Source organism: Hydrogenophaga sp. ANAO-22 (assembly GCF_042466645.1).
GTDB lineage: Bacteria > Pseudomonadota > Gammaproteobacteria > Burkholderiales > Burkholderiaceae_C > Hydrogenophaga.
The window spans coordinates 2,131,739-2,144,225 of the sequence record NZ_CP159956.1; the positions used below are offsets into that span (position 1 = coordinate 2,131,739).

Genomic DNA, 12,487 nt, shown 5'->3' on the forward strand with positions numbered 1-12,487 from the left:
AGGTCAGCGGATCCGCTCGGCGAACTCGTCCACGCCCAGCACCAGGCTGCCGGCGGCCCGCGCGCGCTCGAAAAGGCCGTCCGCCAGTGTCTCGAAGCCGGGCACCGGGCTCATGCAGTCGCGCAGCAGCACCACCTGGGGCGCGAAGGCCGGCGCGCTGGCGAGGAAGCGCATGAACTGGTCGTAGCTGGCGGCCACGCAGTGGCTCGACGCCTGCCCCGCGAACGCGACGAAGTCGGCCCCGCTGGCCACCGAGGCGGCCAGCGCGCGGTTGAACTGGGTGCCCGGCACCGAGGCTACCGGGGCGTCGGCCTCGAAGACGCCGAAATGCTCGGTCAGCGGGTACTCGCCCTTGAGCACCTTGGCCACCGCGCGCTGGTGGGCCATCTCCCAGGCGGCGAGGCTGTCGGCGAGGTCGCTCTGGATGTTGTGGCCCCAGGTGGCCGTGACGCAGTGCACCGGCCACACCACCATGCCGGCCTTGCCCGCGGCGGCCAGTTGATTCAGCATGGCCATCACCTGGCCGGTGAGGCGAGCGTCGCGCGGCCGGTGCTCGCCGGCCGCCACGCTCGCGGCCGTGATGAAGGTGAACGGCGCCATGACCTCGCCTTCGCGGGTCAGCCAGAAGCTGGTGCGCTCGACCGCGACGCTGGCGTGCGAATCCAGCGTCACCGTGATGTCGCTGAGGCGGGCCGCCTGAGCGTCGATGAAGCGGGCCAGGCGGCGCAGGTCGTCGCGGGCGCCGGCCACCGGGAGCGCCGCGCCCTCGATGTCGCAGAAGTCGTTCTGGGGATCAATGATCAGGAGCTTGGTTCGCATGTCCATCCGTCCTTGGTGGGTGTCGACGGCCTCAGTATATCTACTTTGATTTTTTTTACATCTTAGTATTCAATTTTCGAATCATCTTCGATGAATGATTCGGTCATCCGATTCGGTGCATTCTGAATCTAAGCAGTAGAATCCGGAAAAAATTCCTTACCATGTCCATCATCCTCACCGTCGACGCCGTGCTCCTGACCCTGGTCCAGGGCGAGCTGGAAGTCGCCCTGTTCAAGCGCGACGCCGAGCCCTTCAAGGGGCTCTGGGCCCTGCCCGGGGGCTACGTGCACGAGGACAAGGACGACCACGCCGGCGCGGCGGCGGCGCGCGTGCTCAAGCGCAAGGCGGGTGTCGTGAGCCCCTACCTCGAAGAGTACGGCACCTTCTCCGGCCCCGGCCGCGATCCACGGGGCTGGTCGCTCACCGTCGTCTACTACGCCCTGGTGCCGCCCGGCGTGCTGGGCGACACGGTCCAGCGGTTCCCGGTGGGCAGACTGCCCGCCCTGCCCTTCGACCATGCGCAGATCATCGCCGGCGTGGTGGCGCGCGTGCGCAACAAGGCAGCCTACTCGTCGCTGCCGGCATTCCTCTGCGGCGATCAATTCACCGTGCCCGAACTCCACGCGGTGTACGAGGCGGTGCTGGCGCAGCCCTTGAACCTGCCCAACTTCCGGCGCAAGCTCGATGACCTGGGCATTCTGGAAGAAGTGCCCGGCGCGACCAAGCTCGGCGGCCGCAACCGCCCGGCCCAGCTGTACCGGCTCAAGAAACAATTCCGTTCCGCGCTGAGCGTGCGCGAGCGCGGCCTCTGACACCGACCACCACCACCCCATGACCCCAAGTCCTCTGCACCTGCGACTCGCCACCCGCCACAACGGCACCCGAGACGGTGAACTCATGCTGGTCAGCCCGTCCGGCCAGCAGTGGGTGCCCGCCGGCCGCGACCTGCCCACGCTGCAGGCCCTGCTGGACGTCTGGGATGCCCAGGCCCCGGGCCTGGAGCAGCGCCGCCTCGCCCTGGAAGCCGAGGGCTGGCGCGGTGCCGAGCGCATCGACCCGGCCCATTGCATGGCGCCATTGCCCCGGGCCTACCAGTGGGCCGACGCCTCCGTCTACCGCAACCACGCGCGCCTGATCTACCAATGGCGCAAGGAGCCCATCCCGCCGCGCTACGACATCGAACCCCTGGTGTACCAGGGCGGTTCGGACGTGATGCTCGGCCCCGTGGAGCCCATCGTGGCCACCGATGCCGCCCACCTGGTGGACCTGGAGGCCGAGGTCGCGGTGATCACGAAGGATGTGCCCATGGGCACCACCGCCGAACAGGCCGCCGATCGCATCGCGCTGGTGGTGCTGCTCAACGACGTGTCGCTGCGCGGCCTGATCCCGGGCGAACTCGCGAAGGGCTTCGGCTTCTACCAGAGCAAGCCGGCCACCAGCTTCGCCCCCATCGCGGTCACCCCCGCCGCGCTGGGCGAGGCCTGGAAGGACCACATGTTCGACGGGCGCGTGCGCATCGAGCTCAATGGCGAGCGCTTTGGCGAACCCCATGCCAACAGCGAGGTGGTGTTCAACTTCGCGCAGATCATCGCCCACCTGGCGCGCACCCGCGGCCTGGTGGCGGGCAGCATCGTGGGCGCGGGCACGGTCAGTAACGCCGATCCCGCTTCGGGCAGCGCCTGCATCACCGAAGCCCGCGTGCGCGCGCAGCTGCAAGGGCAGCCCGAGGACCGGCTGCCGCCCTACCTTCAGCACGGGGACCGCGTGCGCATCCTGGCCGGCGGCCCACAGGGCGAGGCCTTGTTCGGGGCCATCGACCAGGTGGTGGAGATCCGTTCGCCCTGACTCACAGCGCTTCGAGGCGCTTCGCGGTGTCCCGCATGTGGGCCAGGTCACGGTCCTTCATTTCCCGCACCGTCGTGAGGGCCGACCCCGGACCGTCACTGCTTGATCCCTTCGACCTGCAGCACCAGCCGCACGCTGTCGGGAAAGCGCGGGATGCCGAATTCGATGCCCCAGGCGCTGCGGTTGATGGTGGCCTCGAAATCGCCGCCGCAGACCTCGCGCTTGAGCATGCCGTTCATGTAGCAGGTGAAGCGCAAGGCCTTGAGTTTGACGGGATGGGTCTTGCCCACCAGGGTGAGCTGGCCGTTGACTTCCACCACCTTGTCGCCGTTGAAGACGAACTGGTCCGCCACGAAGCGGGCCGTCGGGTGCTGCTCCACATCGAATAAGTCCTTGGACTGCAGCTGCTTGTTGAACGGGGCCACGCCGGTGTTGATCGAGCTCATGTCCAGCGTCAGGCTGACGCTGCCCGTCTTGCCCTGCGGATCGAACTCGACGACCCCCTCCTTCTTGTCGAAGCGGCCGCGGTTGGTCGAGATGATGTGGTCGATCTCGAACATCACGTGGGTGTGCAGCGGATCGAGCTGGTAGGTGGCCGATTGGGCCGACGCGCAGGCCGATGCGGCGAGCAGCAGAGAGAACAGATTCTTCATGGTGGTTACCGGAGGGTTAAAGCGCCGCCATGCCGGACAGCGCGAGTTTGAAATCCACCTGCACTTCGTTGGCGACCAGGGAGGTGTCCGACCAGTCCCCATCGCCGACTTTGAATTCGAGCCGCTTGACGGTGAAGGCGCCGGTGGCGATGGTCATGGCGCCGCTGCGTGCCAGCGCCACCGGGATGCGCACGGCCCTGGCCGTTCCCTTGATGCTCAGCTGGCCGGCCAGTTCGTACCGGCCCGGGCCCACGGCCTGGATGGCCACGGAATCCAGGCTGGCCTGCGGAAACTTCGCGGCGTGCAGCCAGTCGCTCTTCACCGCCTCGGCGTCGGTCTCCGCCGAACCGAAGCGCGCGCTGCCGGTGTCGATGCGCAGCGCGACCTTGCCGGCCTCGGGTTTCCTGGGGTCGAAGTGGACCTGGCCGCTGAACTTCGTGAAGCGCCCCACCACGGGCACGCCCATCTGGCGGAAGGTGAAGGCGATCTCGCTCTGCGCCGGCTCCAGGGTCTGGGCCATCGCCACACTGGTGCCCGACAGGACGAAGGCGGCGATGCCGATGCGAAGGCGGTTGTTCATGCCTGGTTCTTTCCAGCCATTCGCGGAAGCATGCGCGACAGGAGGCCGTCCTTGTGAATGAATTGGTGTTGCACCACAGCCGCCAGGTGCAACGCGATGGCCGCCCCGAGCGCCAGCGCCAGGCCGGCGTGAACGGACTTCAAGTCCTCCCCCATCGCCTTGTCGGGCGCCACCAGATCGGGCAGGGGCAGGACGCCGAACACGACCACGGGAAACCCGGACGCGGAGCTGTAGACCCAGCCCGCCAGCGGCACGGCGAAGAACAGCGCGTACATCAGGCCGTGCGAGAAGTGGGCGGCACGGCGCTGCCAGGGTGGCATGGGCAGGTCCGCCGGCGGGCGGTGCGTGGCGCGCCACGCCAGGCGGACGACGGAGAGCACCAGGATGGTGATGCCCAGCCACTTGTGCCAGTTGTAGAGCTTGAGCCGGGCCGGCGACATCGGCAGACCGGTCATGTAAACGCCCAGGGCGATGGCCGCCAGGATCAGCAGCGCGGCCAGCCAGTGAATCGCGATCGCGGTCGAAGAGTATTTGAGGTTCGGCGTCATCGGGTGCATCCCATGGGCCGATCCTAGGTCGGGGTGTCGATACGTTCAAATACTCGTTTTGTATTCCCGGCAATACCTTTCGCGTATCAACCAGAGGGCAGTACGAACCGGTACGCATCCTGGAACGGCATCGCCCGGCCCAGGTCGGCCGGGTCGTAACCCGGCAACTGCGCGAGCGTGGCCCGAAAGCCGGGGTCGCGCAGGGCGGACAGCACCGCCTGCATCGCGGGCGCGGTCATCACGTCGTCGCGGCACAGCAGGAAATAGCGCTCGGTGGCGATGGGCACGAAATCGAGCTTGAAGTGCCGCGCCGGGGGTTCGAGCCCGAAGCCCACATCGGCCATGCCGCTGGCCACATAGGCGGCGACGGCGGCGTGCGTGTACTCGCCCTGCTCGAAACCGGCGATGCGCGTGGGGGCGATGCCCTGCGCCTTGAGCAAACCCTCCAGCAGCAGGCGCGTGCCCGACCCGGGCTGGCGGTTGATGAAGCGCACGGGGACGCGCGTGAGGTCGGCCAGCGCATAGAGCTCGCGCGGGTTGCCGGGCCGCACCATCAGGCCCTGGCGGCGCGTGGCGATGTCCACCAGTGTGAGGTCCAGGCCTTGCAGCCAGGGCTGGTAGTGCGCCAGCGCCATGGCCTCCATCGGCCCGATGGGCAGGTGGAAGCCGGCCACGTCGCACGCGCCTTCGCGCAGCGCGGCGGCCGCCGCGGCGCTGCTCGCATACGAGAAGCTGAGCTTCAGGCCGTCCTGCGCCAGCCGGTCGATCAGCCGCTCGATGGCAAAGCCGTGGCTGGCCTGGATGCGCAAGGCCGCGGGCGCTTCGCTCAGGGCGCCGCGCAGTTCCTCCGCGAGTTCGGAAGACAGCGTCTCCAGCGCGGGCCGCAGCCGGGCGTGGATGCGCTTGTCGGCCCAGACGATGCGCGCGCCCAGCTCGGTCAGCGTCGAGCCCTTGCCGCGCTCCATCACGAGCAAGGCGGTCCCGAACTGCTGTTCGCCTTCGCGCACCACGTCCCACGCGCGGCGGTAGGACATGCCCAGCCCGCGCGCGGCGTTCAGCAGGCTGCCCTGCTCGGCCACGAGCACCAGCAACTCGATCAGGCGCGCCGGCAGGGGCGGGCCATCGGGCTCCTGGATGGTCCAGACGGGGCGGATGGAGACCTGTTTCATGCGCTTATGTGAGGCGGTGCTTATGCAGCGGGCTGCCGGTGCATCGGACCGAAAGCTTCATATTGATGGCGAACGGAAATCACGGGACGATGCCGGACAGGCCAGGACGCCTGCATTCTCACCGAGACCCTGATGAACGAACAGAAGATCGCGCTCTACACCGGCCCCGCCGGCGGCTGGGGCGCCTTGAACAGCGTGAAGAACGCGCTGCTGCGGCAGGACATTCCCCTCAAGGGCGCCAAGACCCTGCTGTCGGCCAACCAGCCCGACGGTTTCGACTGCCCGGGCTGCGCCTGGCCGGACCGCCACCACGCATCCACCTTCGAGTTCTGCGAGAACGGCGTGAAGGCCGTGGCGGCCGAGGCCACCGCGCGCCGCGCCGGGCCCGAGCTGTTCGAGCGCCACACCGTGAGCGAGCTCGCGCGGCAGAGCGACTTCTGGCTGGAAGACCAGGGCCGGTTGACGCACCCGATGGTCTACGACGGCGTGCTCGACCGGTACCGCCCCATTGGCTGGGACGCCGCCTTCGCCCTCATCGCGAGCCACCTCGACGCCCTGCCCGACCCCAACCAGGCCATGTTCTACACCTCGGGCCGCGCCAGCAACGAGGCGGCCTTCCTGTACCAGCTGTTCGTGCGCGAGTACGGCACCAACAATTTTCCCGACTGCTCGAACATGTGCCACGAGCCCAGCGGCAACGGCATGCGCCCGCAGATCGGCGTGGGCAAGGGCACGGTGACGCTGGACGACTTCGAACTCGCCGACGCGATCTTCATCTTCGGCCAGAACCCCGGCACCAACCACCCGCGCATGCTGGGCGAGCTGCGCGCCGCCTCGAAGCGCGGCGCGCGCATCGTCAGCTTCAACCCTTTGCGCGAACGCGGCCTGGAGCGCTTCCAGGACCCGCAGAGCAAGATGGAGATGGCCACGCTGGGCTCCACGCCGATCAGCTCGCACTACTTCCAGCTGCGCGGCGGCGGTGACCTGGCGGCCGTGAAGGGCATGATGAAGCGCCTGCTGGAGCGGCACGACGCGGGCGAGCAGGCCTTGCTCGACCACGCCTTCATCGCCGAACACACCGTGGGTTTCCAGGCCCTGGCCGACGACCTGCGCGCCGAGTCCTGGGACCTGATCACCGAGGAGTGTGGCCTCACGCGCGAACAGATCCACACCGCCGCCGACCTCTACGCCGGGGCGAAGAACACCATCGTCTGCTGGGGCATGGGCATCACCCAGCACCAGCACGCGGTGGCCACCATCCAGATGCTGGTGAACCTGCTCCTGATGCGCGGCAACATCGGCCGGCCCGGTGCCGGTGCCTGCCCGGTGCGCGGCCACAGCAACGTGCAGGGCGACCGCACCATGGGCATCTGGGAGAAGCCGCCGGCCGCGCTGCTGGACCGGCTGCGGCAGGTGTTCGGCTTCGAGCCGCCTCGCCAGAACGGCGTGGACACGGTGGAGGCCATCCAGCTGATGCGCGAGGGCAAGGGCAAGGTGTTCTTCGCGCTGGGCGGCAACTTCGCCGCCGCCACGCCCGACACCCACGAGACCTGGAAGGCGCTGCGCCAGTGCGACCTCACGGTGCACGTGGCCACCAAGCTCAACCGCAGCCACGTGGTGCACGGCCGCGAGGCGCTGATCCTGCCCTGCCTGGGGCGCACCGAGATCGACGTGCAGGCCACGGGCCCGCAGGGCGTGACGGTGGAGGACTCCATGAGCATGGTGCACCTCTCGCTGGGCATCAACCCGCCGGCCTCGGAACACCTGCTGTCCGAGCCGGCCATCGTCGCGCGCCTGGCCGCGGCCACGCTGGGCCGGCGCAGCCGCACCCCCTGGCTGTGGCTGATCGAGGACTACGCCCGCATCCGCGACCAGATCGAGGCCGTGTTCGACGACTTCAAGGACTTCAACGCCCGCGTGGCCGTGCCCGGCGGCTTTCGCCTGCGCAACACCGCCAGCGAGCGCGTGTGGGACACCCCGGCGCGGAAGGCCACGTTCTTCCCGCACCCGGTGCCGCGCGACACGCCGGTGCACCGCGCGCGCCGGTCCATGCAGGCCCGCCAGCGCGACACCCTCGTGTTCTCGCTGCTCACCACGCGCTCGCACGACCAGTACAACACCACCATCTACGGCATGGATGACCGCTACCGGGGCGTGTTCGGCCAGCGCCGCGTGGTCTTCATCCACGCCGAGGACCTGCGCGCCCTGGGCCTGGCCGATGGCGACTGGGTGGACCTCCACACCGTGTGGGACGACGACCAGCACCGCCGCGCCGACCGCTTCCGCCTGGTGGCCTACGACATTCCGCGCGGCTGCCTGGCCGCCTACTACCCCGAGACCAACCCGCTGGTGCCGCTGTCGGCCACCGCGATCGCGGCGGGCACACCCACCTCGAAGGCGATTCCGGTGCGCCTGACGCCCCACCTCGAGCCATGAACGGCACCACCACGCTCACCCCGCTGGCCGAAGCCATCCTGCGCGAGCTGGCCAGCACACCCGAGGCCAGCGGCATGTCGCTGCCGCGCCTGGGCAAGCGCCTGGGTCAGGGCGTCAGCGTGCTCATGCGCCAGCTCACGCTGATGGGCCACGCGGTCATCGGCGGCGCGCACGGGCCCGGCTGGGTGCGCGTGGAACAGGTCGACGACCGCTGGGTGGCGCACCTCACGGCGGCCGGGCGCTCGATGGCCGCGGCCCCCAACCGCCCGCCGGCCGGCGTGCGGGCCAGCGAGGTGCAGGTGCGCCGCGACGGACTGGCCAGCCTGGCCACCGACTGGGTGGCCGACGAAGTGGCCGTCGCGCTGGTGTTCAACGGCATCTCGCATGCCGTGATGATGGCCACGCCGGCCGACCTGGAAGACTTCGCGCTGGGCTTCGCCCTCACCGAAGGCCTGTTGCTCGACCCCGGCGAGCTGCGCGGGGTGGACGTGGTGGACACGCCCGATGGCATCGAGGTGCAGTTGGAGGTGGCCAGCGCCTGCGAGTGGCGGCTGCGCGAACGCCGGCGCAGCATGGCCGGGCGCACGGGTTGTGGTCTGTGCGGCACGGACTCCCTCGCCGCGGTGCGCCAGCGGCCGCCGGCCGTGCCCGCCTTGGGCATCGCGCCCGCCGCCGTGGCCTCGGCCCTCCAGGCCCTGCCCGCCCACCAGCCCCGGCAGCAGCTCACCGGCGCCACGCACGCGGCGGCGCTCTGCCGGATCGACGGCGGCGGCGTGGTGCTGGTGCGCGAGGACGTGGGGCGGCACAACGCGCTGGACAAGCTGATCGGCGCGGCGCGGCGGGCAGGCCTCGACCCTTCGCGGCACTTCGTCGCGCTCACCAGCCGCGCCAGTTTCGAGATGGTGCAGAAGACCTCGCGCGCGGGCATCTCGGTGCTGGCCGCCGTCTCCGCGCCCACGGCCATGGCGATCGACGTGGCGAACGAGGCCGGTCTGCTGCTGATCGGCTTTGCCCGGGGCGACGGCATGGTGGCGTACAACTTCGCGGACCGACTGGGCTGAGCCCGCCCGGCCTCAAGCGGCCGCAAACGGCGTGTCGGGCACGGGGGTGTGGAAGCTGGCGTTGAGCACGTTCCACGCCCGGATGGCGCCGACGGCGAACGTCAGCTCCGCGATCGCGCCGTCGCTGAAGTGCCGCCGCAGGTCTTCGAAGTCGGCATCGCTCGGTGCCCGTTGTGGCAAGGCGTTCACCGCCTCGGCCCACTGGAGCGCGGCGCGCTCGGCGTCGCTGAAGAAGCGCGGCGCCTCGCGCCAACCCGCCACGGCGTTGATGTGCCGTGGCTCCATGCCCTGCTTCACCAGGTCGGCCCAGTGCATGTCGATGCAGAACGCGCAGCCATTGATCTGGCTGATGCGCAGGTTCACCAGCTCCTTCAGCCGTTTGTCCAGCGTGGCGCCGGCCACGTGTGAAAGCTGGGCCAGCGCCTTGGCGGCCTTGGGCGCCAGCGTGAAGTAGTCAAGTCGGGGAGAGGACATCGTGAGCTCCTGGGTTGAAAAAGGGGATCCTTGTCTTGCTAGACGGGCCTCGGCGCCGCTTTGTGACAGACGGTCCAGGCCATCGCCAGTGCCGCGGCCACCACCCAGGCCGCGGCGGCCGGCCAGCCGTGGCGGTCCACCGCGCTGCCGACCAGCACCGGCCCGAGCGCCTGGCCCAGGTTGCTGCCCTGCATGAGCAGCCCCACCACCAGGGCCGCCTGCGCGGGCGTGGACGTGACCCGCGGTACCGCGGACAGCAGGCTGGCCGGGACCAGGCCGCCCACCGCGGAGAACACCAGGCACAGGGCCAAGGCCATGCCCGGACCCAGCACGGGCAGAAAGATGCCCAGGCCACAGAGACCCATCGTGATCGCCGCGCAGGCGCCCAGCGCCTCACGGCGCACCTTGCCCAGCAGGACCCCCGCGCACAGGTTGCCCACGATGTTGGCCGCACAGGCCACCGCGGCGAGCAGCCCGACGGCACCGGCGCCCACCTGCAGGCGCTGCTGCAGCAGCACGGGCAGAAAGCTGAAGAGCGCGAAGAACATCAGGCTGTAGAGCAGGAACGTGGCGGCCATCGCCAGGGGTTCGGAGCGCCAGACCTCGGCCAGGCGGGCCGGGTCGCCCGCGCGGGCCGGCCGTGGCCCACGCGGCACCATGCCCACCACCAGAACCGCGAGCAGACCGGCCGCCAGCGCGGCGGTCACCCACAGGCTGCGCCAGTCGCCGAACCACGGCCCGGTGAGCATCGCCAGCGCCATGCCCGCAGGCATGAAGCAACTCCACAAGACCAAGGCGGTGGCCTGATCGGCCGCGCGCACCCGGCGCGCCAGCACCGTGGGCCCGGCCACCGTGATCAGCAGGAACCCCAACCCCTCCACCACGCGCGACGCCAGCAGCACACCGAAGCGGTCGCTCGGCACCGCCATCGCCGCGCCCAGTGCCGTGGCCAACAGCCCGAGGACCAGCATGCGGTGGTCGCCGGCACGGGCCACCACGGAGCCCGCCACCACGCCGCCCAGTGCGCCCAGCACGGCGAAGGTGGCACCGAGGGCGCCCAGCAGGCCCAGGCCGAGGCCCAGATCGGCCTGAAGCTGGGGGGCCGCGATGGCGACCTTGCCCAGGTGAAAGGCCGAGACCACCCCGGCGGCCACCACCACCCCCACGGCCCGCCAGTCGGTGCGGGCCGGGTTCGCAGAGGAGCCGCTCACGCCACCGCCATCGGCTGCGACAGCGCGAGCGCCCGCGCCACCCGCGCCACATGGGCCCCCTGGTAGCGGGCCGCTTCGATTTCATTCAGGCTGGGCTGGCGGTCGCCGCCCGACCCGTCATCGGCCAAGGTGGCCGCGCCGTAAGGCGAGCCGCCGGTGATCTCGTCCATGCGCATCTGGCCCTTGAAGCTGTAGGGCAGGCCCACCACCACCATGCCCAGGTGCATCAGCACGATGTGCGTCGAGAGGATGGTCGACTCCTGCCCGCCGTGCTGGCTGCCCGTGGAGGTGAAGACGCTGCCCACCTTGCCCACCAGCGCATCCCGGGCCCACAGGCCACCGGCCTGATCGAGAAAGTTCTTCATCTGCGCGGCCATGTTGCCAAAGCGGGTGGGCGTGCCCAACACGATGGCGTCGTACGCCGCGAGCTCCTCCACGCTGGCCACCGGCACGTCTGGCGCCAGCTGGTAACCGGCCTTGCGGGCCACGGCGTCCGGCACCAGTTCGGGCACGCGCTTGACCACGGCCTGCGCGCCTGCCGTGCGCGCGCCCTCGGCCACGGCGTTGGCCATGGTCGCGATGTGGCCGTAGGAAGAGTAATAGAGCACCAGCACCTGGGTCATGACGTGAACACCTCTCATGTGGGAATGGGAGAAGTATCGGCAGCCACATTGATCTGCGGAAGGCCTAAAATTTTGAGCTTCCTGATCTACGGAATCGATCAATGCTGGACGCCCTCACCCTCGATCAGATTCGCATGTTCGTGACCGTGGCCGAGACCGGCAGCTTTCGGGCCGGGGCCACGCGCCTGCGGCGCGCGCAGTCGGCCGTGAGCCACGCGATCGCCAACCTCGAACACCAGCTCGACGTGAGCCTCTTCGATCGCGGCGGCCACCGGCCCACACTCACGCCGGCCGGCCTGGCCTTGCTGGAAGACGCGCACGCCGTGCTGCTCAAGGTGGACTTCATGCGGGCACGCGCGCGCGGCCTGGGCGAGGGCGTGGAGATCGAACTCTCGCTGATGGTGGACACGCTCTACCCGCTGCCCGTGGTGGCCGCCGCGCTCAAGGCGGTGCGCGAGACCTGGCCGTCGGTTCGGCTGCGCCTGGCGGTCGCGCCACTGGGCGCTCCGCTGCAAGCGCTGCGCGAGCGGCAGTGCGACCTGGCCATCATGGCCGGCGAAGACTTTCTCGATCCGCGCATCGAGACCGAGGCGCTGCAGCGCGTGCCCATCGTGGCGGTGGCCGCCGCCAGCCATGCGCTGGCGCGGCGCCGCAAGGCGCTCACCAGCGTCGAGCTGGCCGACCACGTGCAGATCGTGCTGGAGGATCCCACGCCGCTGTCCGAGGGACGCGACTTCGGTGTGCTGTCGCCCCAGACGCTGCGCGTGGGCACGCAGGACGCCAAGCGGGCCCTGATCCTGGGCGGGGTGGGCTGGGGCCGCCTGCCGCGGTGGGTGATCGAGCGCGAACTGGCCGAGAAGCAGCTGGTGCCCTTGGCCGCCACGGCCCTCGGTCCACTGGGCTTGGCGCACACGCAGACCTACCTGGCCCGCCGCACCGACCGCGCCCTCGGTGTGGCCGCGACGGCTCTGCGCCTCGCCTTGCACCAGCACGCGTCGCCGCCGCAGGCGCGCCAGCGGCGCGCGCGCAGTGCCGCGGGTTCAGACCCGACGACGCCCTGACGCCCTG

Annotated in this window: 13 protein-coding genes; 5 read left to right on the forward strand and 8 right to left on the reverse strand. The window is 70.0% G+C overall.

Going from position 1 to position 12,487, the window contains the following annotated elements; genetic code table 11:
- Positions 1-3: 3 nt before the first annotated feature.
- Positions 4-819: a cysteine hydrolase gene (locus tag ABSY19_RS10150; protein ID WP_382162123.1), complete on the reverse strand. Its 816-nt coding sequence runs from the start codon at positions 817-819 to the stop codon at positions 4-6.
- Between the two features lie 161 nt (positions 820-980).
- Here ABSY19_RS10150 and ABSY19_RS10155 point away from each other — a divergent pair, with 161 nt between their 5' ends.
- Positions 981-1,631, forward strand: coding sequence for an NUDIX domain-containing protein (locus ABSY19_RS10155; protein ID WP_382162126.1), 651 nt, complete (start codon positions 981-983; stop codon positions 1,629-1,631).
- Positions 1,632-1,650: 19 nt separating this feature from the next.
- Positions 1,651-2,664: a fumarylacetoacetate hydrolase family protein gene (locus tag ABSY19_RS10160; RefSeq protein WP_382162129.1), complete on the forward strand. Its 1,014-nt coding sequence runs from the start codon at positions 1,651-1,653 to the stop codon at positions 2,662-2,664.
- Between the two features lie 95 nt (positions 2,665-2,759).
- Here the strand turns inward: ABSY19_RS10160 and ABSY19_RS10165 are convergent, their stop codons facing one another.
- The 4 genes from ABSY19_RS10165 to ABSY19_RS10180 all read right to left on the reverse strand — a co-directional run bounded on the left by ABSY19_RS10165 (position 2,760) and on the right by ABSY19_RS10180 (position 5,614).
- Positions 2,760-3,317 (reverse strand): YceI family protein, encoded by a 558-nt coding sequence (locus tag ABSY19_RS10165; RefSeq protein ID WP_382162132.1) that lies wholly within the window; start codon positions 3,315-3,317, stop codon positions 2,760-2,762.
- A gap of 16 nt (positions 3,318-3,333) precedes the next feature.
- Positions 3,334-3,897: a YceI family protein gene (locus ABSY19_RS10170; protein ID WP_382162135.1), complete on the reverse strand. Its 564-nt coding sequence runs from the start codon at positions 3,895-3,897 to the stop codon at positions 3,334-3,336.
- Positions 3,894-4,445, reverse strand: coding sequence for a cytochrome b (locus ABSY19_RS10175; RefSeq protein WP_382162138.1), 552 nt, complete (start codon positions 4,443-4,445; stop codon positions 3,894-3,896). Before ABSY19_RS10175 ends, ABSY19_RS10170 begins: the two co-directional genes overlap by 4 nt.
- An 86-nt stretch (positions 4,446-4,531) precedes the next feature.
- Positions 4,532-5,614 (reverse strand): substrate-binding domain-containing protein, encoded by a 1,083-nt coding sequence (locus tag ABSY19_RS10180; RefSeq protein ID WP_382162142.1) that lies wholly within the window; start codon positions 5,612-5,614, stop codon positions 4,532-4,534.
- Between the two features lie 132 nt (positions 5,615-5,746).
- On the opposite strand from ABSY19_RS10180, the gene ABSY19_RS10185 reads away from it, so the two are divergent.
- Positions 5,747-8,050 carry an FdhF/YdeP family oxidoreductase gene (locus tag ABSY19_RS10185; protein ID WP_382162144.1) on the forward strand — a complete coding sequence of 768 codons (2,304 nt, stop codon included), beginning with the start codon at positions 5,747-5,749 and terminating at the stop codon, positions 8,048-8,050.
- A 245-nt stretch (positions 8,051-8,295) separates the two neighbouring features.
- The gene (fdhD, locus tag ABSY19_RS10190; protein ID WP_382163761.1) at positions 8,296-9,111 is read left to right on the forward strand and encodes a formate dehydrogenase accessory sulfurtransferase FdhD; all 816 of its coding nucleotides are present in this window, start codon (positions 8,296-8,298) and stop codon (positions 9,109-9,111) included.
- Between the two features lie 12 nt (positions 9,112-9,123).
- On the opposite strand, the gene ABSY19_RS10195 is transcribed toward fdhD, so the two are convergent.
- The 3 genes from ABSY19_RS10195 to wrbA are packed head-to-tail and all read right to left on the reverse strand — an operon-like array spanning position 9,124 to position 11,419.
- Entirely contained in the window at positions 9,124-9,585 is a 462-nt protein-coding gene (locus ABSY19_RS10195; protein WP_382162147.1) for a carboxymuconolactone decarboxylase family protein, read from the reverse strand.
- A 38-nt stretch (positions 9,586-9,623) separates the two neighbouring features.
- Positions 9,624-10,796, reverse strand: a complete 1,173-nt coding sequence (locus ABSY19_RS10200; RefSeq protein WP_382162150.1) for a CynX/NimT family MFS transporter — start codon at positions 10,794-10,796, stop codon at positions 9,624-9,626.
- Positions 10,793-11,419 (reverse strand): NAD(P)H:quinone oxidoreductase, encoded by a 627-nt coding sequence (gene wrbA / locus ABSY19_RS10205; protein ID WP_382162153.1) that lies wholly within the window; start codon positions 11,417-11,419, stop codon positions 10,793-10,795. Before wrbA ends, ABSY19_RS10200 begins: the two co-directional genes overlap by 4 nt.
- Positions 11,420-11,520: 101 nt before the next feature.
- Between wrbA and ABSY19_RS10210 the strand changes: the two genes are divergently transcribed.
- A complete protein-coding gene (locus ABSY19_RS10210) occupies positions 11,521-12,480 on the forward strand; it encodes a LysR family transcriptional regulator (protein ID WP_382162155.1) in 960 nt (319 codons plus the stop codon).
- Positions 12,481-12,487 lie beyond the last annotated feature (7 nt).